Below are 23,432 nucleotides of genomic sequence, written 5' to 3' on the forward strand. Positions count from 1 at the left end.
GAGCGCAACCCGGTTTGGGAAGAAGCGGTCAGTCCTGGCAGACTGGTCCGTCGGTCCCGGTTCACGAGCAGCGCCCCTGCTGCCGACCCGGTGCCCTCCCGAACACTAGGAGAACCCCTTGAAGCCCAACGTTCACCCCGAGTACGTGCTCACCAAGGTGACCTGCACCTGTGGCGCCGAGTTCACCACCCGGTCCACCGAGACCAGTGGCGAGATCCGCGCCGAGGTCTGCTCGCAGTGCCACCCGTTCTACACCGGCAAGCAGAAGATCCTCGACACCGGTGGCCGCGTGGCCCGCTTCGAGGCCCGCTTCGGCAAGCAGCACAGCGCGAAGGCCTAGCGCTCACACGGCGCCGGTCTCTGGCGTCCCCGTACACGGCGGGGGCGTCCGGGGTCGGCGCCGTTCGTGTCTCTCCCTCGCAGCCGTCACCCGCGCCCACCCACGGCAGGCGCGTCTCTCACGGAAGTAGGCCCATCCCATGTTCGAGGCAGTCGAAGAGCTCCTCGTCGAGCACGCCGCCCTCGAAGAGCGGCTGGCCGATCCGTCCGTCCACGCCGACCAGGGGCAGGCCCGCAAGCTGGCCAAGCGCTACGCCGAGCTGACCCCGATCACCCGGACCTACCGCTCCTGGAAGCAGGCCGGGGAGGACATCGAGGCCGCCCGCGAACTCGCTCTGGAGGACTCCGACTTCATCGCCGAGGTGAAGGCGTCCGAGGCCCGTCGCGACGAGCTGACCGAGGAGCTGCGGCTGCTGCTGGTCCCGCGCGACCCCAACGACGAGAAGGACGTCATCCTGGAGGTCAAGGCGGGTGAGGGCGGCGAGGAGTCCGCGCTGTTCGCCGGCGACCTGCTGCGGATGTACCTGCGCTTCGCCGAGCGGGTGGGCTGGAAGACCGAGATCATCGACGCCAACGAATCCGACCTCGGCGGCTACAAGGACGTCTCGGTCGCCGTGAAGACCAGGGGCGGAGCCGAGCCCGGCCAGGGCGTCTGGGCCCGGCTGAAGTACGAGGGCGGCGTGCACCGCGTGCAGCGGGTGCCGGCCACCGAGTCGCAGGGCCGCATCCACACCTCGGCGGCGGGCGTGCTGGTCACCCCCGAGGCCGAGGAGGTCGAGGTCGAGGTCCACGCGAACGACCTGCGGATCGACGTCTACCGTTCCTCGGGTCCCGGCGGCCAGTCCGTCAACACCACCGACTCGGCGGTCCGGATCACCCACCTGCCGACCGGTATCGTGGCCTCCTGCCAGAACGAGAAGAGCCAGCTGCAGAACAAGGAGCAGGCGATGCGCATCCTGCGGTCGCGCCTGCTGGCCGCTGCGGTGGAGGCGGCCGAGCAGGAAGCCTCGGACGCACGCCGCAGCCAGGTCCGCACGGTGGACCGCTCGGAGCGGATCCGGACGTACAACTTCCCGGAGAACCGCATCTCGGACCACCGCACGGGCTACAAGTCGTACAACCTGGACCAGGTCCTGGACGGCGAGCTCAATGCGGTGATCCAGTCCTGCGTGGACGCCGACGCGGCAGCCAAGCTGGCCGCCGCCCAGGAGAACTGAGTACCTAAGGGGTCGGTCGGATGAACCTGCTGCTCGCCGAGGTGGCCCAGGCCACCCAGCGGTTGGCCGCGGCCGGTGTGCCGTCGCCGCGCTTCGACGCGGAAGAGCTCGCGGCGTACATCCACAACGTCAAGCGCAGCCAGCTGCACACGGTCAAGGACGCCGACTTCGACGCCCGGTACTGGGAGGCGATCTCGCGCCGGGAGGCCCGTGAGCCGCTGCAGCACATCACCGGGCGGGCGTTCTTCCGCTACCTCGAACTGGAGGTCGGCCCCGGGGTGTTCGTGCCCCGGCCGGAGACCGAGACGGTCGTCGAGTGGGCCATAAACGCGGTGCGCGACATGGACGTCGCCGAGCCCCTGGTGGTCGACCTGTGCACCGGCTCCGGCGCGATCGCGCTGGCGCTCGCCCAGGAGCTGCCGCGGTCCACCGTGCACGCCTTCGAACTGGACGAACGCGCGCTGGAGTACACCCGCCGCAACATCGAGGCCAGTTCCGACCGGGCCCGGGTGACCCTGCACGCCGGGGACGCCACCCGAGCCTTCGAGGACGACCGCTCCTGGGACGGCCGCTTCGACCTGGTGATCAGCAACCCGCCGTACATCCCGCTCACCGAGTGGGAGTACGTCGCACCGGAGGCCCGCGACCACGACCCGCAGCTGGCGCTGTTCTCCGGCGAGGACGGGCTGGAGACCATCCGCGGCATCGAACGGGTCGCGGCCCGGCTGCTGCGGCCCGGCGGCGCCGTCGTCATCGAGCACGCCGACACCCAGGGCGGGCAGGTGCCGTGGATCTTCAACGAGGAAGCCGGCTGGACGGACGCGGCCGACCACCGCGACCTCAACAACCGGCCGCGCTTCACAACCGCCCGAAGGGCGTCGTTGTGAAGGATCGAGCAAGGTACAACCGCCCGAAGGGCGTCGTTGTGAAGGATCGAGCAGAGTACGACCACGCGGGGCTGCCGTTGTGAGCCGCCGCGCGCAGAACCATGTTGTCCGGACTGACCTGAGCCACCTTGGAAGGGGACCGTACCGATGAGCCGCCGATACGACTGTGCCGATGCCGGGGACCGCGCCACGGGCCTGCGTGAGGCCGCCTCGGCGATTCGCCGCGGCGAGCTCGTCGTGCTGCCCACGGACACCCTGTACGGCATCGGTGCCGACGCCTTCAGCCCGGAGGCCGTGGGGGGCCTGCTGGCCGCCAAGGGCCGGGGCCGCAACATGCCCTCGCCGGTGCTGGTCGGCTCGCCGACCACCCTGCACGGTCTGGTCACCGACTTCTCCGAGCAGGCCTGGGAACTGGTCGACGCGTTCTGGCCGGGCGGTCTGACCCTGGTCGCCAAGCACCAGCCCTCGCTGCGCTGGGACCTCGGCGAGACCCGGGGAACCGTGGCGGTCCGGATGCCGCTGCACCCGGTCGCCATCGAACTGCTCAACACCACCGGGCCGCTGGCCGTCTCCAGCGCCAACAAGAGCGGCAGCCCGGCCCCCGCCACCTGCGACGACGCCTTCGCCCAGCTCGGCGAGTCGGTCGCGGTCTACCTGGACGGCGGTACGGCCGACCACGCCACCGCCTCCACCATCGTGGACGTCACGGGCAAGGTCCCGGTCCTGCTGCGGGCGGGCGCGGTCAGCGTCGAGCAGCTGAGGGAGGTCGTTCCGGACCTGGAGGCCGGCAGTTGACAGCGGCCTCACTGCGCGGTGCCGGCCCGGCCTCCGGCATACCCGAGTTCCCGGGGTTCCTCACCATCTCGCCCCGGCCGCTGGACACCTTCCGGATCCTGTTCGTCTGCACCGGCAACGTCTGCCGGTCGCCGATCGCCGAGCGGCTGACCAGGCACGAACTGGACGTCCGGCTGCGCGGCGCGGCCGGACGGATCGTGGTCGAGAGCGCCGGCACCTGGGGCCACGAGGGCGCGCCGATGGAGGCCCACGCGGCGACGGTGCTCGACGAGTACGGTGCGGACAGCGCGGACTTCGTCGGCCGTGAGCTGCTGGACGAGCACGTGGTCGAAGCCGACCTGGTGCTCACCGCCACCCTGGACCACCGGGCGCAGGTCATCTCGATGGGACACACGGCCGGACTGCGGACCTTCACGCTGAAGGAGTTCACCCGGCTGGTACGGCGGATCGACCCGAGCACGCTGCCGGATCCCCGGACGGGCGCGGACGTCACCCAGCGGGCCCGTGCGCTGGTCCGCTCGGCGGCCGCCCTGCGCGGCTGGCTGCTCGCCGCCTCTCCGGAGGCGGACGAGGTGCACGACCCCTACGGCGCGCCGATCGGGATGTTCCGCAACTGCGGCGAGGAGATATTCGACGCCCTCGAACCCGTTGTCACCGCTCTGACCGGCGTCTCCGGGCACCACTGAGGACCGGCTCCGTCGGGGGCACCGGGAAGCCGCCTGCGCCGAAGGGGCGGGCGGGTGCGGCGCACCGCGCAGGCCCGCGCCGGTGCGGTGCACCCCGGCCGCCCGAGGCCGGTGCGGCGCCGGCGCCCCCGGTGCGCGGCCCCCGGCCGAGGGGCTCACCCGGTCACGCGGAGTGCGGTGCCGACCGCGTGTGGAGTAGTGGGTTCGCGTCGGCGGGCCTGGAGCGGGGCGCCGTCCTACGCTGGAGGGAGTCCGCCCGCCGCTGCCCGGGAGCCCCGCCATGACCGTCACCGACGCCCCACAGGTGCACTGGGAAGCCGCAGCGGCCCTGCGGCAGGCCGATCCCCAGATGGCCGATCTGCTGGCCGCCGAGGCCGCCCGCCGGGCCGAGAGCCTGCAACTGCTGGCGGGGGAGAACGTCACCAGCCCGGCGGTGCTGTCGGCGCTGACCGGGCCGCTGATCGACAAGTACGCCGAGGGCTACCCCGGCCGCCGTCACCACGCGGGCTGTGCGCTGGCGGACGCCGCCGAGCTGCTGGCGATCGACCGGGCCAGGCGGCTGTTCGCCGCCGAGCACGCCAACGTCCAGCCCAGGTCGGGGACTTCGGCGATGCTCGCGACCTACGCGGCGCTGCTGCGGCCCGGTGACGCGGTGCTGGCCATGTCGTTGCAGCACGGCGGCCACCTGAGCTGCGGCTCACGGGCGAACTTCTCCGGCCGCTGGTTCGACTTCATCGGGTACGGCGTCCGCGAGGACGACCAGTTGATCGACTTCGACCAGGTGCGCGAGCTGGCCAGGCTGCACCGGCCGAAGGCGATCATCGCGGGCGGCATCTCCTACCCCAGGCACCTGGACTGGTCCGAGTTCCGGAAGATCGCGGACGAGGTGGACGCCTACCTGATCGCCTCCGTCGCCCAGGTGACCGGTCTGATCGCCGGGGGAGTGGCGCCCTCCCCGGTGCCGTACGCGGACGTGACCGTCGCCGCCACGCACAAGCTGCTGCGCGGCCCGCGCGGTGGACTGCTGCTCTGCTCGGCCGAGTTGGCCGAGCGGGTGGACCGCGCGGTGTTCCCGTTCAGCCAGGGCGGGGCGGCGATGAACGAGGTGGCGGGCAAGGCGGTGGCCTTCGCCGAGGCCGGCACCCCGGCGTTCGCGGCGTACCTGCGCCGCGCGGTGGACGGTGCCCGTACCCTGGCAGAGGCGCTGGCGGCCACCGGCGCCCGGCTGCTGACCGGTGGCACCGACACCCATCTGGTGACCGCCGACGTCAGTCCGCTGGGCCTGACCGGCCGCGAGGCCGAGCAGCGCTGTGCAGCGGCCGGGCTGATGCTGGGCAAGTGCGCACTGCCGTACGACGCGGCCCCCGTCGCGGACGGCTCCGGGATCCGGCTGGGCACCGGTGCGCTGGCCGCCCAGGGGCTGGACGAAAGCGTGTTCGCCGAGGTCGGGACGTTGATCGGGCGCCTGCTGACGGACGGCCCCGACCCTCGGATCGGCGCGCGGGTGCGGCAGCTCGCAGCGGCCCTCGGGGGGCGCTGAGCACCGCCTCGCGCGGGTGTGCGAGGGGTAAATCGGCCACAAGGCGAACCGCGGTGCACACGGCGCTCGTCCAACTCAATAAGGTGTGCACCGTGGCGTCGCACCTCGAACCCCTGACAAGCACGGGAGTACCTCAGGTACTCGACCGTCGGACCGTCGCGCTGGAGGCCAGTGGTGCGTGAGTATCTGCTGGTGCTGTTCGTCACGGCGGCCGTCACCTACCTGCTGACCGGACCCGTACGGAAGTTCGCCATCGTCGCGGGCGCGATGCCGGCGGTCCGCGAGCGCGACGTGCACCGGGAGCCGACGCCCCGGCTCGGCGGGATCGCGATGTTCGGCGGTCTCTGCGCCGGGCTGCTGGTGGCCTCGCAACTGACCAACCTGGGACACCTGTTCATCCAGACCGCCGATGTGCGGGCGTTGCTCTCCGGCGCCGGGATCATGTGGATCCTCGGGGTGCTGGACGACAAGTGGGGCGTGGACGCCCTGGTGAAGCTCGGCGGTCAGATGATCGCGGGCGGTGTCATGGTCTGGCAGGGCGTGACGGTGATCTCGATCCCCGTCCCCGGCTTCGGCACGGTCTCGGTCACCCCGACCATGGGGATGATCATTTCGGTAACACTGGTCGTCGTCATGGTGAACGCGGTGAACTTCATCGACGGCCTGGACGGTCTGGCGGCCGGGATGGTCTGCATCGCCGCGACCGCCTTCTTCATCTACTCCTACCGGCTCTGGTACGGCTACGGCATCAACGACGCCGCTCCCGCCGTGCTGTTCAGCGCGGTGCTGATCGGGATGTGCCTGGGCTTCCTGCCGCACAACCTGCACCCGGCGCGGATCTTCATGGGCGACTCGGGCTCGATGATGCTCGGCCTGATGCTCGCCGTCGCCGCCATCTCGATCACCGGTCGTGTCGACCCCGACCTGATCACCGACCAGACCGGTTCGCAGACCACCACCGTGCACGAACTGGTGCCGATCTACATCCCGTTGCTGCTGCCGCTGACCGTGATCGCACTGCCGCTGGCGGACCTGCTGCTCGCCGTGGTGCGCCGCACCTGGGCCGGCAAGTCGCCGTTCGCCGCCGACAAGCAGCACCTGCACCACCGCCTGCTGGAGGTCGGCCACTCGCACAGCCGGGCCGTTCTGATCATGTACTTCTGGGCCGCGCTGATCGCCTTCGGTACGGTGGCCTCCTCGGTGCCGGGCGCCGGCCGCGCGCTGGTGCTGAGCATCGCCGGACTCTGCCTGGTCGGCATCGTGGTGCTGCTGATGCCGCGTTTCCGCCCGCACGCGCCGCGCGCCGTGCAGGCGTTCGTCCCGCCGCGGTACCGCAAGGCAGCAGGGGTCCGGGCCGAGGTCGAGGCCGAGCTGCCGGCGATGGCGGAGCTGTCGGCCGAGGACAAGGAACTGCTCGGCCGGATCGGCACCGGGGCCACCGCGGTCGGCGGCCACGGCGACCGAGTGAACTGACATGCCGTCAACTGGCTTCACTCGTAAGGCGGTACTGTTGAGCCGTCGGTGTGACAGGCGCCACACCTTCATGGTAAAGCTCTAATCAAATAGTTTGTGATACCGTTCACGAGTACCGAGAACACGCCGAAAGACCTGACAGGTGTAGGACTTCTGTCCCTGATCGGTCTCCCTCGACGGTCCCGCTGTCGAGCTGCCGAACTCCGGCGGACGTTCTCGGTGCGGTGTCACCACCGCGTACCCTGTGCCCGTCCCCGTTTCACCGACATGCCGCCGGAGCTGCCGACATGCCGTCCCACGACGCCCGGATTCCTCTCCGTGGCGCCGCAATCCCCACTGCGGCCGCCGGAGTTGTCGCCCTTGCGATCTCCACTGTGCTGGTGGGGTCCAAGGGGCTGATCGGTGCACTCTTCGCGACCGCCCTGGTGCTGGCGTTCTTCGCTTTCGGGCAGGTCGCCCTCGACCGGCTGACCAGGAACAACCCGCAGATGCTGATGGCCGGCGCGATGCTGGTCTACACGACGCAGATCCTGCTGGTGGGCATCGTGCTGGTGGTGTTCAAGCACACCACCCTCTTCGACACCAAGGTCTTCGGCTTCACGCTGTTGGGCTGCGCCCTGATCTGGACGGGCTTCCAGGTGCGCGCCGGGATGAAGGCCAAGATCTACTACGTCCACATCGACTCCGAGGACAAGAAGGACTCGAAGCCGGGGCGTCAACCGTGACAAGCGCTTGCCGTCCCCCGAGCGAGGGGGCCGGTGTTTATGCGGTACTGACGGACTGCTATCGTCCGTCGCAGCAACGGAGTGCGGGATGCGGCCAGGTCCCTCCGGTCGTCGGACGGATCGCCCCCCGGACTCGTGAAGTCTTCGAAGGCTCCGCAGCGCCAAGCGCCGCGCAGGGCCCGCGAGAAACCCAACTAGTTCCAGTGCCGCTACGTGGCCGCAGGCCACGCCGACACACCGAGGTTGCCGTAACCATGCGTCATGACGAAGGAGTCTGTGGTGGGTGCTGACGTACAGCTCGCCTCTGAGGCCGGATGCCACCTGTTCTCCGGTTGCGGCTTCCCGGCCCCTGGCCTGAACGAGTTCGACTTCAAGCCGATCTTCACCGTCGGCGGCGTCGACTTCAACAAGCCGATGCTGCTCTCGATCATCTGCGCCCTGCTGGTGGTCGGCTTCTTCTGGGCCGCCTTCGCGAAGCCGAAGCTGCTCCCGGGCAAGCTGCAGCTGGTGGGCGAGATCGGCTACGACTTCGTCAAGCGCAGCATCGTGCTGGAGACCATCGGCAAGCGCGGCGAGAAGTACGTCCCGATGCTGGTCTCGATGTTCTTCTTCGTGTGGATCATGAACATCATGTCCATCATCCCGTTCGCCCAGTTCCCGGTGATGTCGAGGATCGCGTTCCCGGCGGGCCTGGCAGTGGTCGTGTGGATCACGTACATGACGCTGACCTTCAAGAAGCACGGCTTCGTCGGCGGTCTGAAGAACCTCTGCTGGCCGTCGGGCATCCCCGGCTGGGTCATGTTCATCCTGGTGCCGATCGAGTTCTTCTCGAACATCTTCGTGCGCCCCTTCACCCTCGCGGTCCGAGCCTTCGCGAACATGTTCGCCGGCCACCTGCTCATCGTGGTGTTCTCGGTCGCCTCCTGGTACCTGCTCAGCCCGACCATCGGCGCCCTGTACGGCTCGGTCTCTTTCGTGGTGGCCGCGGGCCTGACCGCGTTCGAGCTGCTGGTCCAGTTCCTGCAGGCGTACATCTTCGTGATGCTGGCCAGCAGCTACATCGCCGGTGCCCTCGAAGAGGCGCACTGAGCAAGGCAGCCGCTCGGCTGCACCCCGATTGTCCGGTGGCCAACCACCACCGGTTCTCCACCCCGCAAAGGATTAGCTGAGATGTCCGCTCTCGCTGAGGTCACCGGTTCCGTCGCTTCCATCGGCTACGGCCTTGCCGCCATCGGCCCCGGCATCGGTGTCGGTGTGATCTTCGGTAACGGTGTCCAGGCCATGGCCCGCCAGCCCGAGGCCACCAACCTGATCCGCTCCAACATGTTCATCGGCTTCGCGCTGACCGAGGCGCTGGCGCTGATCGGCATCGTCATGCCGTTTGTGTACGGCCAGTAAGTCCGGCACACCGGTAGCCCTTTTCGACGAAAGGTTCAGATATGAGCCCCGTGGTCGCCCTTGCGGCAGAGGAGAAGATGAACCCCCTTCTCCCCGCATGGCCCGAGGTCATCATCGGCCTGCTCTGCTTCTTCATCGTCTTCGGTCTCCTCGGCAAGAAGCTCCTCCCCAGCATCGAGAAGGTGTTGTCGGAGCGTCGGGACGCCATCGAGGGTGGTATGGAGCGTGCGCAGACCGCCCAGGCCGAGGCTCAGGCACTGCTTGAGCAGTACCGCGCCGAGCTTGCCGAGGCGCGTCACGAGGCCGCCCGTATCACCGAGCACGCTCGCGAGCAGGGCGCTGCCCTGATCACCGAGATGCGCGAGGAGGGCCAGCGCCAGCGCGACGCGATCATCGCCGCCGGTCACGCCCAGATCGAGGCCGACAAGAAGCAGGCGACTGCCGTCCTGCGCCAGGACGTCGGCTCGCTCGCTTCGCAGCTGGCGTCCCGCATCGTGGGCGAGTCCCTGGAGGACCACGCCCGCCAGAGCGGCGTGATCGACCGCTTCCTGGACGACCTGGAGGCCAAGGCCGCCGTTGCCCAGGGCGCTGCCAAGTGATCGGCGCCAGCCGTGAGGCCCTGGCCGCCGGCCGGGAGAGCCTGGAGAGCCTGACCGACAACACTTCGGTGGACGCGGCCAAGCTCGCCGAGGAACTCGCCGCCGTCACCGCCCTGCTGGACCGCGAGGTCTCGCTGCGCCGGGTGCTGACCGACCCCTCGCGGTCGGGTCAGGACAAGGCCCAGCTGGTCGCCTCGCTGCTGTCCGGCCAGGTCTCCGGTGAGACGGTGGACCTGGTCTCCGGCCTGGTCCGGTCCCGCTGGTCCGGTTCCCGTGACCTGGTGGACGCGACCGAGCAGCTGGCCGCCTACGCCGAGATCATCTCGGCGGAGAAGGCCGGTTCGCTGGACGACGTCGAGGACGAGCTGTTCCGCTTCGGCCGCGTGGTCGCCGGTTCGCACGAGCTGCGTTCCGCGCTCACCGAGCCGAAGGCCGGCGCCGCCGAGAAGGCGGCGCTGATCAAGAAGCTGCTCGGCGGTCGCGCCAACCCCGGCACCGTCCGGCTGGTCACGTCCCTGGTCACCAACCCGCGTGGCCGTAGCCTGGAGCTGGGCCTGGAGTCCTACTCCAAGCTGGCCGCCGCCCGGCGTGGCCGCGTGGTGGCCATGGTCACCACGGCCGTCCCGCTGTCGGACCACCAGAAGGAGCGGCTTGCCGCTGCCCTGGGCGGGCTCTACGGCCGCGAGGTGCACCTGAACATCGACATCGACCCCGAGGTCCGTGGCGGTGTCCGGGTGCAGATCGGTGACGAGATCATCGACGGCACCGTGTCGAGCCGCCTCGAAGGCGCTCGCCAGGCCCTCGAAGGCTGAGCACCAGCACATCCGACCCTCGGTCGGGCGCCGACTCAACAAGAGTCGGTAAATCGTACGGCCGGTTCATACGACCCGGCCGAGAGTCGAGTACTTGCGGCCCTCAATGGCGGGCCGAGGATCGCAAACTAGGAGAGCAGGGAAGCCTGATGGCGGAGCTTACGATCCGTCCGGAGGAGATCCGGGACGCGCTGGCCGACTTTGTCCAGTCGTACCAGCCGGACGCCGCCTCGCGTGAAGAGGTCGGCACGGTCACTGACGCGGCAGACGGTATCGCCCATGTCGAGGGTCTGCCCTCGGTCATGGCCAACGAGCTGCTGAAGTTCGAGGACGGCACCCTCGGCCTCGCGCTGAACCTCGACAGCCGCGAGATCGGTGTTGTCATCCTCGGTGAGTTCGGCGGCATCGAGGAGGGCCAGACGGTGCGCCGCACCGGCGAGGTCCTCTCCGTCCCGGTCGGCGAGGGCTACCTCGGCCGCGTCGTGGACCCGCTGGGCAACCCGATCGACGGCCTGGGCGACATCGCCTCCAGCGGTCGTCGCGCCCTTGAGCTGCAGGCCCCCGGCGTCATGGTCCGCAAGTCGGTCCACGAGCCGATGCAGACCGGCATCAAGGCCATCGACGCGATGACCCCGATCGGCCGTGGCCAGCGTCAGCTGATCATCGGCGACCGCCAGACCGGCAAGACCGCGGTGGCGATCGACACGATCATCAACCAGAAGGACAACTGGCGCTCCGGCGACCCGAAGAAGCAGGTCCGCTGCATCTACGTCGCCATCGGCCAGAAGGGCTCCACCATCGCGTCCGTCCGCGGCGCCCTGGAGGAGGCCGGTGCGCTGGAGTACACCACCATCGTGGCTGCTCCCGCCTCGGACCCGGCCGGCTTCAAGTACCTCGCCCCGTACACCGGTTCGGCCATCGGCCAGGAGTGGATGTACGACGGCAAGCACGTCCTGATCATCTTCGACGACCTGTCGAAGCAGGCCGAGGCCTACCGCTCCGTCTCCCTGCTGCTGCGCCGCCCGCCGGGCCGTGAGGCCTACCCGGGTGACGTCTTCTACCTGCACTCCCGCCTGCTGGAGCGCTGTGCCAAGCTCTCCGACGAGCTGGGCGCCGGCTCGATGACCGGTCTGCCGATCATCGAGACCAAGGCCAACGACGTCTCGGCGTACATCCCGACCAACGTCATCTCCATCACCGACGGCCAGTGCTTCCTGGAGTCCGACCTGTTCAACGCCGGCATCCGCCCGGCCGTGAACGTCGGCATCTCGGTCTCCCGCGTCGGTGGCTCCGCCCAGATCAAGGCCATGAAGTCGGTCGCCGGCCGCCTGCGCCTGGACCTGGCCCAGTACCGCGAGCTGGAGGCGTTCGCCGCCTTCGGTTCCGACCTGGACGCGGCTTCCAAGGCCCAGCTGGAGCGCGGTGCGCGCATGGTCGAGCTGCTGAAGCAGGGCCAGTACCAGCCGTTCCCGGTCGAGGAGCAGGTCGTCTCCATCTGGGCCGGCACCACCGGCAAGCTGGACGACGTCCCGGTCGCCGACATCCGTCGTTTCGAGCGCGAGTTCCTGGACCACCTGCGCATCGAGAAGAAGGACCTGCTGGCCGCGATCGTCGAGACCGCCAAGCTGGAGGACGGCACCATCGACGCCCTCACCGAGGCGATCAACGCCTTCAAGCTGGGCTTCACCACGGCTGACGGCAAGCTGCTCTCCGAGCAGGCCTGAGTCCGGTAGCGAGGGAAAGGACGTAACGACCCATGGGAGCACAGCTTCGGGTCTACAAGCGCCGGATCCGCTCTGTCACCGCGACGAAGAAGATCACCAAGGCGATGGAGATGATCTCCGCGTCGCGCATCGTCAAGGCGCAGCGCGCGGTGGCCGCCTCCACTCCGTACGCCGATGAGCTCACCAGGGCGGTGACGGCGGTGGCCACCCGGTCCAACGCCAAGCACCCGCTCACCACCGAGAAGCCGGGCGCCTCGCGTGCCGCGGTCCTGCTGATCACGGCCGACCGTGGTCTGGCGGGCGGCTACTCGACCAACGCCATCAAGCAGGCGGTCGCGCTCTCCGCGCAGCTCCGTGCCGAGGGCAAGGACGTGGTGACGTACATCGTCGGGCGCAAGGGTGTCTCGTACTACAACTTCCGTGACCTGGTGGTCGCGGGGTCGTGGACGGGCTTCTCCGACAAGCCGACGTACGGCGACGCGAAGGCCGTGGCGAGCGACCTGATCGAGGCCTTCGTGGCCGAGACCGGTGGCGTGGACGAGCTGCACCTGGTCTCCACCAAGTTCGAGTCCATGCTGACTCAGACCGCGGTGGACGCCCGGCTGCTGCCGCTGAAGCTGGACGAGGTCCAGCTCAGCGACGAGTCGAAGGCCAAGCACGAGATCTTCCCGCTCTACGACTTCGAGCCGTCGGCCGAGGGCGTCCTGGACGCCCTGCTGCCGCGCTACGTCGAGAGCCGGATCTACAACGCGCTGCTGCAGTCGGCCGCCTCGGAGCACGCCGCTCGTCGGCGCGCGATGAAGAGCGCGACGGACAACGCCGGCGAGCTCATCAAGTCGCTGACGCGGCTTGCCAACTCGGCCCGTCAGGCCGAGATCACCCAGGAAATCAGCGAGATCGTCGGTGGCGCCAACGCGCTGGCCGACGCTAGCGCGGGGAGCGAATGAGAATGACCACCACTGTTGAGCCGACCACGGCGACGGGCCGCGTCGCGCGGGTCATCGGCCCGGTCGTCGACGTGGAGTTCCCCGTCGACGCGATTCCGGACATGTTCAACGCCCTGCACGTCGAGGTGGACAACCCCGACGGCTCGGGCAAGAAGACCCTGACCCTCGAGGTCGCCCAGCACCTCGGCGACGGCATGGTCCGCGGCATCTCGATGCAGCCGACCGACGGCCTGGTCCGTGGCGCGCAGGTCACCGACACCGGCGAGGCCATCTCCGTCCCGGTCGGCCAGATCACCAAGGGCAAGGTGTTCAACGCCCTCGGTGAGGTGCTGAACGCCGACCAGGACGAGTTCAACGCCCAGGTCACGACCCGTTGGCCGATCCACCGCAAGGCGCCGGACTTCAAGGACCTCGAGTCCAAGACCGAGATGTTCGAGACCGGCATCAAGGTCATCGACCTGCTCACCCCGTACGTCGTGGGTGGCAAGATCGGTCTGTTCGGTGGTGCCGGTGTCGGCAAGACCGTTCTGATCCAGGAGATGATCTACCGCGTCGCCGAGAACTTCGGTGGTGTGTCGGTGTTCGCCGGCGTCGGCGAGCGCACCCGTGAGGGCAACGACCTGATCCACGAGATGGTCGACTCCGGTGTTCTGGACAAGACCGCGCTGGTCTTCGGCCAGATGGACGAGCCCCCGGGCACCCGTCTGCGCGTCGCGCTCTCCGCGCTGACCATGGCGGAGTACTTCCGTGACGTCGAGAAGCAGGACGTGCTCCTCTTCATCGACAACATCTTCCGGTTCACCCAGGCCGGTTCCGAGGTGTCGACCCTGCTCGGCCGCATGCCCTCCGCGGTGGGCTACCAGCCGAACCTGGCCGACGAGATGGGCCTCCTCCAGGAGCGCATCACCTCGACCCGCGGTCACTCGATCACCTCGATGCAGGCGATCTACGTCCCCGCGGACGACCTGACCGACCCGGCCCCGGCCACCACCTTCGCCCACCTCGACGCGACGACGGTTCTCTCCCGTCCGATCTCGGAGAAGGGCATCTACCCGGCCGTGGACCCGCTGGACTCCTCGTCCCGCATCCTGGACCCCCGGTACATCGCGCAGAGCCACTACGACACGGCCGTCCGTATCAAGGGGATCCTGCAGAAGTACAAGGACCTCCAGGACATCATCGCGATCCTCGGTATCGACGAGCTGAGCGAGGAGGACAAGATCACCGTCCACCGCGCCCGCCGCATCGAGCGCTTCCTCTCGCAGAACACCTACGTGGCGAAGCAGTTCACCGGCGTCGACGGCTCGACCGTTCCGCTGTCGGAGACCATCGAGGCCTTCAACGCGATCGCGGACGGCAAGTACGACGCCGTCCCGGAGCAGGCCTTCTTCATGTGCGGTGGCATCGAGGACCTCGAGAAGAACGCCGCCGAGCTGGCCAAGAAGTAATCAGACCGGCTGATGGCTGACTGACCGTGAGGGGTGGTCCCCGCATCCTGGGGACCACCCCTCACGCGCAAACGGCTGTGATCCCGGTCATCTCCGTGTCCTTCGTTTCTTTTCGGGGGCACGGGCCCGTTATTCTTACCGAAACTACCGAGTAATCGGGCCTGCTCCGATTTCTCGGCAAGAGCCTAGGAGCCCACGTTGGCTGAGCTGCACGTCGAGCTGGTCGCAGCCGACCGCAAGGTGTGGTCCGGTGCGGCCACCATCGTTGTCGCCCGTACGGCCTCCGGTGACACCGGCATCATGCCGGGCCACACCCCGGTGCTGAGCGTGCTGGAGTCCGGTCCGGTCACCATCCGCACCACCGACGGCGGCACCGTCGTCGCCGCGGTGCACGGTGGCTTCATCTCCTTCGCCGACAACAAGCTGTCTCTGCTCGCGGAGATCGCCGAGCTGGCGGACGAGATCGACGTCGCCCGTGCCGAGCGGGCGCTGGAGAACGCGAAGAGCGAGCTCGACGCCCACGCGGAGCGTCGTGCCGAGGTCCGCCTCGTCGCGGCCCGCGGCCTGAAGGCCGCCTGAGCGTAGCTTGACCGACGGTCCCGGGGACGCGAGAGCGTGACCCCGGGACTGTCGTATCAGTTGGTAGGTCAGTGCGGTCGCTTGATACGACCGATACGGGGAACGCAGGTCAGCGAGGAGGTCGGTGAGCATGGTCCTCGCCCTTGTGGTGTGTGCGGCGGTCGTGGCCCTCGGGGTGGTCGGACTGGTGGCCTTCGCGGTACGACGCCGGGTGATCCAGCGGGTGGGCGGAACGTTCGACTGCAGCTACCGCCTCAAAATGCCGGCCGACGCCTCCACGCAGCCAGACCTCGACGAGAACGGCCGACCCACTCCAGCCTCCACCCCGCAGAAGTCCGGGGCAGACGGCAAGGGGTGGGTTTTTGGTATCGGCCGGTACAGCGGTGACTCCATCGAGTGGTTCCGGGTCTTCTCCTACGCGCCGCGCCCGCGCAAGATCCTCCCCCGGCGGGAGATCGAGGTGCTCGGCCGCCGCTACCCGGAGGGCCAGGAGGAGCTCGCCCTGCTCTCCGGCTCGGTCGTGCTGCGGTGTCTGCACAACGGCGCCCCGCTCGAACTGGCCATGAGCGAGGACGCCCTCACCGGGTTCCTGGCCTGGCTGGAGGCGGCCCCGCCCGGCCAGCGGGTCAACGTGGCCTGAGCGGTCCTCCCGTCCGGGTGGCCCTCCCGTCCGCGCCACCCGAGCGGCCCCTTGCGGCCGTCCCCGACCGCACGGCGCCCGAACGGGCGGTCCTGCTGCGTCCTGGAGCGGAACCGGACGGCTGAGTAGGCTGCGGCGCATGGTCAATCTCACCCGCATCTACACCCGTACCGGCGACGACGGCACCACCGCGCTCGGTGACATGAGCCGTACGACCAAGACCGACCCCCGGCTGATCGCGTACGCCGACGCGAACGAGGCCAATGCCGCGCTCGGGGTGGCCATCGCGACCGGAGCGCTGCCCGAGGACGTGGTGGCCGTGCTGACCCGGGTCCAGAACGACCTCTTCGACGTGGGGGCGGACCTCGCGACGCCGGTGGTGGAGGACCCCGAGTACCCGCCGCTGCGCGTGCTGCAGAGCTACGTCGACCGGCTGGAGGGCGACTGCGACCACTACCTGGAGCAGTTGGAGAAGCTGCGCAGCTTCATCCTGCCCGGCGGCACGGCCCCGGCCGCGTACCTGCACCTGGCCTGCACGGTGGTCCGACGGGCCGAGCGTTCGACCTGGGCGGCGATCGAGGTGCACGGGGAGACGGTGAACCCGCTCACCGCGAAGTACCTGAACCGGCTGTCCGACCTGCTGTTCATCCTGGCGCGAGTGGCGAATAAGGAGCGGGGCGACGTGCTCTGGGTACCGGGGGAGAACCGGTAGCGGCCGGCCGGGGCCGAGGGCAGCGGCGCTCGCGGAGGACCGGGTGGCCGACGACGGCGACCGGACGATGCCGCTGGTCCGGGCCGTGCTGCCGCACCACCCGGTAGGGGGCGGCGGTCCGGGGGCGTCGCCGACCGGGGCGGTCAGGGCGGCTCCTTTCGGCGGGTACGGCGGCGAGCCCGGCCGGTGCGCACCGGCCGGGCATCGTCGCGGGCGCCGATCCGCGGCTGCATCCTTCGATGTACCCGCCCTCCGCCATCCGGTCGTCCCCGGCGCCGGCGGCGGATGGTGTGATGGTGGGGTGCGAAAGACCAGTCTCGGCCCGCGTCAGGAGGACCTGCTCATCGCCGTCGCCGGGCTGCTCGGCGGCCTGGTGCTGACGGCGTTCGGCGCGTACGACCACATCCGGGTCCCGGCCGGGGCGAACCTGCTGCCGCTGGTGGCGATGGCCGGTCTCGAACTGCTGCGGCGCACCCGCCCGTGGTGGACGGTGGGCGTCGGCGGGGCGCTGTTCGTCGCGAACATCTTCGCGGGGTCCAACCTGGCCACGGTGATCATGTACACCGATCTGCTCTACGCCGCCACGCTCTACGGCAGCCGCCGGATGGCCACCGTCCTGCACCTCACCGGCGCCGCGACGACGATGGTGCTGTCCACCCTGGTGCTGATGTACGGCACGGTGGCGGACGCCCTGCTGGCAGCCTGCTTCGCCGGGCTGGTCCTGATCGCCCCGGTGTGGACCGCCGACATCCTGCGCGAGCACCGGGAGCGCGCCGACACCGAACGCCTGCGGGCCGAACAGACCGCGCTGCTGGCCGAGTTGGATCGTCGGGAGGCGGTGGTCGGCGAACGGGCCCGGATGGCGAGGGAGTTGCACGACGTCGTGGCCAACCACCTCTCCGCGATCGCGATCCACGCCACCGGTGCGCAGTCCCTGGCACGCCGCCAGGAACGCGCACCGGACGACCCGCTGCTGGTGGCGATGGCGGTGATCCGGGAGAACAGCGTCCAGGGGCTGGCGGAGATGCGCCGCATGATCGGCCTGCTGCGGGAGAAGGACGAGGGCTCCTACGAGGCGCCGAAGCTGGAGGCCCTGGACACCCTGCTGACCCGGGCGCGGGCGGCGGGCCGGGACGGCGGGCTGTCCTTCGAACTGACCGAGGACGGCGAGCGCGGCGACCTGCCCGCCCCCGTGGACCTGGCGGCCTACCGGATCGTCCAGGAGTCGGTCACCAACGCGCTCAAGCACGCCGCCCCCGGCACCGTCCGGCTCGGCCTGACCTACCGTCCCGAGTGCCTGGAGATCGTCACCGACAGCCCGTACCGGGAGGGCGAGACGCCCGCCGCACCCGGGGCCAGGGCCGGCCTGGTCGGGATGGGGGAGCGGGCCGGTCTGCTCGGCGGCAGCCTGGAGGCGGGTCCCGACGGTGAGCGGTGGCGGGTGCGCGCGGTGCTTCCCAGGGTGCCCGGGGGCGAGGAGTCGTGACGATCCGGGTACTGGTGGCGGAGGACCAGGCGGCGGTACGGGCCGCACTGGTGATGATCCTGCGGGCCGAACCCGGCCTGGAGGTGGTCGGCGAGGCCGCCGACGGCGAGCAGGCGGTCCGGCTGGCGCTGGAGCTGCGGCCGGACGTGGTGCTGATGGACGTGCAGATGCCCCGGCTGGACGGGGTCTCGGCGACCCGGCAGGTGGTCGCGGCCCAGGCGGCGCAGGTGTTGGTGCTCACCACCTTCGACCTCGACGGCTACGTCTACGGCGCGCTGCGGGCGGGCGCGGCCGGGTTCCTGCTCAAGGACCTGGAGGCGGACGCCCTGATCGAGGGCATCCGGACCGTCGCGCGCGGCGACGGCGTGCTCGCGCCGGCCGTCACCCGACGGCTGATCGGCACCTTCGCCCGTGCCGACCGCCCCGACCAGCCCCGGGCCAGGGCCGCCGTCGAGGGACTGACACCCCGTGAGCGGGAGGTGCTGACCTGCCTGGGCGCCGGACTCTCCAACGGCGAGATCGCCGTCCGCCTGGAGATGGCCGAGGCCACCACCAAGACCCACGTCAGCCGGATCCTGGCCAAGCTGGAACTGCGCAGCCGGGTCCAGGCCGCCATCCTGGCGCAGGACTTGGGCCTGGTCGCCGAGTAGCCCGCCCGGGGCGGCCGGGAGCCCCCGCAGCCCGGCTGCGCTGCCCCGGCCGAACCGGCGGCCCGCCGGCCGGCCGTGCGGGTCGGCCGTGCCGGTCAGCCGTGCGGGAGGATCCGGCGGGCGGCCTGTTCGTCACCGGGCCAGACCATCAGCCGCAGGCCGTCGCTGGTGTCCGCCAGGGTGTACCTGAGCCCGGCCGAGCGCAGCAGCGCGGCCAGCCGGAGGGCTTCGTCCCGGTCGGCGGGGGAGGCCACCGGCACCAGCAGGCCGTACTCCTGCGGTGTGCCGGTGCGAGGCGGCCGGGCGACCAGGGACTTCCCCGAGCCGTACGTCCAGCGCAGCAGCAGGACCAGGACCCCGACCACCGCGAAGGAGATCAGCATCAACGCCAGGGTGCGCACGGTTCAGCCTCTCGGGGTTCGGGCGCAGATCACACTGCACAAGTTCACCACGGAGCGTCCCGGGGCATTAGAGTCCGGCGCGTGAGCGGCGCGGCTCCGGGGGGTGACCCCTGCCCTGAGCCGCCATCAGGACGGCACTCGGGAGACAGCCATGAGCAACGCATCCACCCAGCAGATCGCCGTGATCGGCGCCGGCCTGATGGGCGCCGGCATCGCCCAGGTCTCGGCCCAGGCCGGCCACCCGGTGGTGCTGAGGGATGTGACGGACGCTGCGCTGCAGCGCGGTCTGGACGGCATCCGCGCCTCGTACGACAAGTTCGTCTCCAAGGGCCGGCTGACGGCCGAGGAGGCCGAGGCCGCGCTCGGCCGGATCACCACCACCACCGACCTGGGTGCGGTCGCCGAGGCCGACATCGTGATCGAGGCGGTGTTCGAGCAGCTGGAGGTCAAGGAGGGCGTCTTCCGCGAGCTCGACAAGCTGGCCAAGGACGGTGCGGTGCTGGCCTCCAACACCTCCGCCATCCCGATCACCCGGATCGCCGCCGCGACCTCGCGTCCGGAGAGCGTGGTCGGCGTGCACTTCTTCTCGCCGGTCCCGCTGATGAAGCTGGTCGAGCTGGTGCGCGGCTACAAGACCAGCGACGCGACGCTGGCCACCGCCCGGGCCTACGCCGAGGGCGTCGGCAAGGAGGTCGTGGTGGTCAACCGCGACGTGGCCGGCTTCGTCACCACCCGCCTGATCACCGCCCTGGTCGTCGAGGCCGCCAAGCTGTACGAGTCGGGCGTCGCCACCGCCGAGGACATCGACACCGCCTGCCGCCTCGGCTTCGGCCACCCGATGGGCCCGCTGCAGACCGCCGACCTGACCGGCGTCGACATCCTGCTGCACGCCGCGCACAACATCTACGCCGAGACCAAGGACGAGAAGTTCGCCGCTCCCGAGGTGATGGCCCGGATGGTCACCGCCGGGGATCTCGGCCGCAAGAGTGGCCGGGGTTTCTACGGGTACGACAAGTAGGACGGGCGGCAGGCCGATCGGCCGTCCTGCGGCGGGGGCGACGGGTGAGTTTGCTCACGCCTCTGCCGCAGACGGGTGATTTGGGCGGTAATCGAGCGTGGGTGTGGGGTCCGACTGCGTATATTCCCTCGGACGAGTGAAGTTGCTTCAGATCTGACAGTGACCAGCAACCTGCACGGCCGCTTCACCGTCAGACGAGGGGGAGCACCGGCGTGGCCCCCGGCGTGGGACGCGACCAGGCGCCCGCCCGGACCGGAGCCCCGGCAACCCCCACCGGCAGAGCGGAGGAGGAGAGCGTGCGCATCACCGGCGACCACGGCGGTCTGGCCATTGAGGGCCGCCTCGACGTCCGCAGCGCCGCCGACGCCCGGGTCCGGCTGCACCAGGCGGTGGACGGCGGCCAGGGGGACCTGGTGCTCGACCTGTCCCGGCTGGAATCCTGGGACGCCACCGGCCTGGGTGTGATCATGGGCACCCACCGACGGGCCGGCCGGCTGGGGCGCAGGCTCGTCCTGCGGGCGGTGCCGGCCCAGCTGCAGCGGCTCCTGGTGGCCACCCGGCTGCACCGCATCCTGGCCGTCGAGGGCACCGTCCCCGACCCGTACGGCACCAGCCTCCCGGCCCTCGGCGTCACCCCGCCCAACCCGCTGGTCGCGCCGTACCTCTGAGGCCCGCTCCGGCACTGCAAAGGGCGCGCACTCACGCGGGAGTCCCCGGCGGGCCCGCAACGCGCCGGGCGCACAGTTCCGCGCGCCCCCGGGGGTGTTGCTTGCCGCGCCGGGACCGGTCTGGGCTCGGACGGGTCGGATGTGCGAGAGTCTCGCTCAGGACTGTGACGGCAGAGCAGGGGCGGAGCGGAACACGTGGCACAGCCAACCGGAGAGTTCCGGCAGGACGGACTGCGGCCCAGGACCGGTGAGGTGGTGTCCGGCGGCCTGCTGCTGACCGTCGGCACTCCGGACGGCTCCGAGGCCCGTCCCTGCCCGGACGAGTGGCGTCCGGTGCCGCGTCGCAGCGGCGGCGCCGGCGGTGGCGGCCCGCAGGGCCGTGGCGCGCCCGGCCCCGGCGCGCCGGTCGGACCGCTGGCGCTCGGCCGGGCCCCGGCCGACCTGCCGCTGCTGGAGCGGGAGCCGGAGATCGCGGAGCTGCTGGAGCTGCTCTCCGAGGGCCGCTCGGTCCGCCTGGTCGGGCGGCCCGGTTCGGGCCGGAGCGCGCTGCTGGCGGCCGTCGCCGAGGCGGCCGCCGGGATCGCCCCGGACGGCGTGGTCCGGCTGGCCGGCTACCGCAGGACCGCGCAGGACCTGCTCCAGGACCTCTTCGCCGCGACCCACCGGAACCCCGGCTTCCGCCCCGACCGCCGGCAACTGCCCGCCCTGCTGGCCCCGGTCGGGGCGATCGTGGTGATCGACGACGTGGAGCCGTCCGGTGCGGAGCTCGAGGAACTGCTCGCCACCGCGCCCGACTGCGCCTTCCTGATCGCCGTCGCGGCGGACAGCCCGGCCCCGGCTCCCGGCTCCCGGCTGGAGGACCGCCCGGTGGCCGGGCTCTCGCGCCCGGCCTGCCTCGGGCTGGTGGCCCGGCTCACCGGACGGCCGCTGGAGGAGCCCGAGCGGTCCTGGGTGGTGGACCTCTGGTTCGAGTCGCAGGGCCTGCCGTTGCGCTTCGTCCAGGCGGCCGCGCTGCTGCGGCAGCGCGATGCGGAGGTCGACGCCCTGGTCGCCGCCCGGCAGGACCGGCACAGCGTCTTCGGCCTGGTGAAGGAGGTACCCGAGCCGGAGGACCCGGCCGAGCTGGAGAGCGAGCTGCGGAGCACCGTCCCGCTGCCCTCGGTCGCGGAGAGCGCCTCGCCCGCCGTGCGGCTGGCGGAGGGGCTGAGCGAGTCCGGGCAGGCGGTGCTGCGACTGGCGGTCGCCTTCGGCGGTGAACTCCCGACGGCTCCGCACCTGCCGGCGCTGATCGACGTCGGCCTCGGCGAGAGCGCCCTGCGGGAGCTGTCCGACTGCGGGCTGGCGGTCTCGATCGGCGGGCACCACCGGCTCTCCTCGGGCGTGCTGGAGCTGCTGGCGCCGCACTGGGAGCCCGGGACGGTCGCCGACGGCGCGGCCCAGCACTTCTCCTGGTGGGTCGGGCACGGCTCGGTGGACCTCGGTCAGGTCGCCGCCGAGGCCGAGGTGGTGATCAGCGCGCTGCTGGCCGACCGGGCGGCGGACCGACCGCAGGCCGTCCTTTGGCTGGCCCGGGCCGCGGCACCGGCCTTCGCCCTCTCGCTGCGCTGGGGAGCCTGGGAACGGGCCCTGCAACTCGGCCGGGAGGCCGCCACGTCGCTCGGCTCGACGGCGGACGAGGCCTGGTTCCGGCAGGAGCTGGGCGTGCTGGCGCTGTGCGAGGGAGCACCGGGGCGGGCGCGGGCCGAGCTGGAGGCGGCCGTGGCGCTGCGGGCGGCCGTCGGCGAGTCGCGGGGCGGTGCGGCGGCCCGCCGGATGCTCGACCTGCTGCAGGCCGAGACGGTGCAGCTCCCCGCGGCCCAGGACACGCCCGGGGCCGGCGTCCGCCGCCCCTCGATCCGGGCGATCGCGGCCCAGGTCCCGCGGCGGTTCGGGAGCACCCGGGTGCCCGAGCGTACCCGGCGCGCCGTGCTGGCCGTCGGTACGGCGGTGCTGGCGCTCTCCGTGCTCGGTACGGCGGTCGGGCTGAGCCTGGCCGGGTCGCACCAGAGCCGCACCCGGACGGTGCAGCCCGGCGGGTCGCTGGAGGAGAACTCGCTCACCGAGAACCTGCCCACGGCGGGCAGCACGACGGGCAGCGCGAGCCGGCCGCCGTCGGTCGGCGCCCCGGCGTCGACGGGTGCCCCGGCGGCCGACGCGCCGGGCGGGGCCGACTCGCCCACGTCGGACGGCGGTGCGGACGGCGGCACGGGCCGCAGCAGCAGCCGGCCGACGACCGGCTGGGACTGGCACGGCTCCCCGGTGCCCGATCCGCCCTCGGGGGAGACCCGGGCGCCGTCGCCGAGCCACAGCAGGACGGGCGGCGGCACACCGTCACCGACCGGCCGGCCGACGGGCGAGCCGTCGTCCCCGGAGTCCTCCGCGTCCGTGCCGCCGCCGGTGACCGAGTCGCCGAGCCCGAAGCCGTCGACCGACCCGCCGTCCAAGCCCCCGACACCCTCGACGCCCTCGACGCCGTCCACGCCCCCGACGGCGCAGACCGGCAGCGCCACCTCGGGCGGGACCCCGTAAGGCACCCAGGGGCGGCGTCTCCCCCGTCGGGGCGCCGCCCGGGGCCGGCCCTCGTTCTCCCGGTTCTCCCGGGCCACCGGCCCAGGGACCCAAGGGGTCGGTCGGAAGCACACAGGGGCG

Annotated in this window: 24 protein-coding genes; 23 read left to right on the forward strand and 1 reads right to left on the reverse strand. The window is 71.0% G+C overall.

Going from position 1 to position 23,432, the window contains the following annotated elements; genetic code table 11:
• The first annotated feature begins 118 nt into the window (after positions 1-118).
• From rpmE to ACFC1R_RS03635, 20 genes are all read left to right on the forward strand, one after another.
• Positions 119-340 (forward strand): 50S ribosomal protein L31, encoded by a 222-nt coding sequence (gene rpmE / locus ACFC1R_RS03540; protein ID WP_045298777.1) that lies wholly within the window; start codon positions 119-121, stop codon positions 338-340.
• 139 nt (positions 341-479) lie between these two features.
• On the forward strand, positions 480-1,556 hold the full coding sequence (gene prfA / locus ACFC1R_RS03545; RefSeq protein WP_375931976.1) for a peptide chain release factor 1: 1,077 nt from the start codon (positions 480-482) through the stop codon (positions 1,554-1,556).
• Positions 1,557-1,576: 20 nt separating this feature from the next.
• Positions 1,577-2,443 carry a peptide chain release factor N(5)-glutamine methyltransferase gene (gene prmC, locus ACFC1R_RS03550; RefSeq protein ID WP_045298779.1) on the forward strand — a complete coding sequence of 289 codons (867 nt, stop codon included), beginning with the start codon at positions 1,577-1,579 and terminating at the stop codon, positions 2,441-2,443.
• Between the two features lie 147 nt (positions 2,444-2,590).
• Complete coding sequence (locus ACFC1R_RS03555; protein ID WP_375931980.1) at positions 2,591-3,238, forward strand: L-threonylcarbamoyladenylate synthase; 648 nt, start codon at positions 2,591-2,593, stop codon at positions 3,236-3,238.
• A gap of 38 nt (positions 3,239-3,276) precedes the next feature.
• Positions 3,277-3,924 carry a protein-tyrosine-phosphatase gene (locus ACFC1R_RS03560; RefSeq protein ID WP_375932273.1) on the forward strand — a complete coding sequence of 216 codons (648 nt, stop codon included), beginning with the start codon at positions 3,277-3,279 and terminating at the stop codon, positions 3,922-3,924.
• Between the two features lie 280 nt (positions 3,925-4,204).
• Positions 4,205-5,464 carry a serine hydroxymethyltransferase gene (glyA, locus tag ACFC1R_RS03565; RefSeq protein WP_375931983.1) on the forward strand — a complete coding sequence of 420 codons (1,260 nt, stop codon included), beginning with the start codon at positions 4,205-4,207 and terminating at the stop codon, positions 5,462-5,464.
• Positions 5,465-5,638: 174 nt separating this feature from the next.
• Complete coding sequence (locus ACFC1R_RS03570) at positions 5,639-6,937, forward strand: MraY family glycosyltransferase (RefSeq protein ID WP_375931986.1); 1,299 nt, start codon at positions 5,639-5,641, stop codon at positions 6,935-6,937.
• 380 nt (positions 6,938-7,317) lie between these two features.
• Positions 7,318-7,662 (forward strand): hypothetical protein, encoded by a 345-nt coding sequence (locus tag ACFC1R_RS03575; protein WP_375931989.1) that lies wholly within the window; start codon positions 7,318-7,320, stop codon positions 7,660-7,662.
• 261 nt (positions 7,663-7,923) lie between these two features.
• Positions 7,924-8,751 (forward strand): F0F1 ATP synthase subunit A, encoded by an 828-nt coding sequence (gene atpB, locus ACFC1R_RS03580; RefSeq protein WP_375931992.1) that lies wholly within the window; start codon positions 7,924-7,926, stop codon positions 8,749-8,751.
• An 81-nt stretch (positions 8,752-8,832) separates the two neighbouring features.
• On the forward strand, positions 8,833-9,060 hold the full coding sequence (gene atpE, locus ACFC1R_RS03585; RefSeq protein WP_375931995.1) for an ATP synthase F0 subunit C: 228 nt from the start codon (positions 8,833-8,835) through the stop codon (positions 9,058-9,060).
• Between the two features lie 41 nt (positions 9,061-9,101).
• Positions 9,102-9,659, forward strand: coding sequence for a F0F1 ATP synthase subunit B (locus ACFC1R_RS03590; RefSeq protein ID WP_375931998.1), 558 nt, complete (start codon positions 9,102-9,104; stop codon positions 9,657-9,659).
• Positions 9,656-10,471, forward strand: coding sequence for a F0F1 ATP synthase subunit delta (locus ACFC1R_RS03595; RefSeq protein WP_375932001.1), 816 nt, complete (start codon positions 9,656-9,658; stop codon positions 10,469-10,471). Before ACFC1R_RS03590 ends, ACFC1R_RS03595 begins: the two co-directional genes overlap by 4 nt.
• Positions 10,472-10,620: 149 nt before the next feature.
• Positions 10,621-12,195 carry a F0F1 ATP synthase subunit alpha gene (gene atpA / locus ACFC1R_RS03600; protein ID WP_375932004.1) on the forward strand — a complete coding sequence of 525 codons (1,575 nt, stop codon included), beginning with the start codon at positions 10,621-10,623 and terminating at the stop codon, positions 12,193-12,195.
• 32 nt (positions 12,196-12,227) lie between these two features.
• Positions 12,228-13,142: a F0F1 ATP synthase subunit gamma gene (locus ACFC1R_RS03605; protein ID WP_375932007.1), complete on the forward strand. Its 915-nt coding sequence runs from the start codon at positions 12,228-12,230 to the stop codon at positions 13,140-13,142.
• Between the two features lie 2 nt (positions 13,143-13,144).
• Positions 13,145-14,590, forward strand: a complete 1,446-nt coding sequence (gene atpD, locus ACFC1R_RS03610; protein ID WP_375932010.1) for a F0F1 ATP synthase subunit beta — start codon at positions 13,145-13,147, stop codon at positions 14,588-14,590.
• Between the two features lie 198 nt (positions 14,591-14,788).
• Entirely contained in the window at positions 14,789-15,169 is a 381-nt protein-coding gene (locus ACFC1R_RS03615) for a F0F1 ATP synthase subunit epsilon (RefSeq protein ID WP_375932013.1), read from the forward strand.
• A gap of 130 nt (positions 15,170-15,299) precedes the next feature.
• A complete protein-coding gene (locus tag ACFC1R_RS03620; protein ID WP_375932016.1) occupies positions 15,300-15,809 on the forward strand; it encodes a DUF2550 domain-containing protein in 510 nt (169 codons plus the stop codon).
• 139 nt (positions 15,810-15,948) lie between these two features.
• Entirely contained in the window at positions 15,949-16,521 is a 573-nt protein-coding gene (locus ACFC1R_RS03625) for a cob(I)yrinic acid a,c-diamide adenosyltransferase (protein WP_375932019.1), read from the forward strand.
• 301 nt (positions 16,522-16,822) lie between these two features.
• Entirely contained in the window at positions 16,823-18,007 is a 1,185-nt protein-coding gene (locus ACFC1R_RS03630) for a sensor histidine kinase (RefSeq protein WP_375932022.1), read from the forward strand.
• Positions 18,004-18,657 carry a response regulator gene (locus ACFC1R_RS03635; protein ID WP_375932025.1) on the forward strand — a complete coding sequence of 218 codons (654 nt, stop codon included), beginning with the start codon at positions 18,004-18,006 and terminating at the stop codon, positions 18,655-18,657. Before ACFC1R_RS03630 ends, ACFC1R_RS03635 begins: the two co-directional genes overlap by 4 nt.
• Positions 18,658-18,752: 95 nt before the next feature.
• On the opposite strand, the gene ACFC1R_RS03640 is transcribed toward ACFC1R_RS03635, so the two are convergent.
• Positions 18,753-19,040 carry a hypothetical protein gene (locus ACFC1R_RS03640; RefSeq protein WP_375932028.1) on the reverse strand — a complete coding sequence of 96 codons (288 nt, stop codon included), beginning with the start codon at positions 19,038-19,040 and terminating at the stop codon, positions 18,753-18,755.
• A 169-nt stretch (positions 19,041-19,209) separates the two neighbouring features.
• Here ACFC1R_RS03640 and ACFC1R_RS03645 point away from each other — a divergent pair, with 169 nt between their 5' ends.
• The 3 genes from ACFC1R_RS03645 (at position 19,210) to ACFC1R_RS03655 (ending at position 23,312) form a co-directional block, all read left to right on the forward strand.
• Positions 19,210-20,076, forward strand: a complete 867-nt coding sequence (locus tag ACFC1R_RS03645; protein ID WP_375932031.1) for a 3-hydroxyacyl-CoA dehydrogenase family protein — start codon at positions 19,210-19,212, stop codon at positions 20,074-20,076.
• 296 nt (positions 20,077-20,372) lie between these two features.
• The gene (locus ACFC1R_RS03650) at positions 20,373-20,744 is read left to right on the forward strand and encodes an STAS domain-containing protein (RefSeq protein ID WP_375932034.1); all 372 of its coding nucleotides are present in this window, start codon (positions 20,373-20,375) and stop codon (positions 20,742-20,744) included.
• A gap of 195 nt (positions 20,745-20,939) precedes the next feature.
• A complete protein-coding gene (locus ACFC1R_RS03655) occupies positions 20,940-23,312 on the forward strand; it encodes an ATP-binding protein (protein WP_375932037.1) in 2,373 nt (790 codons plus the stop codon).
• Positions 23,313-23,432: the final 120 nt, after the last annotated feature.

Source organism: Kitasatospora sp. NPDC056138, assembly GCF_042264695.1.
Lineage (GTDB): Bacteria > Actinomycetota > Actinomycetes > Streptomycetales > Streptomycetaceae > Kitasatospora.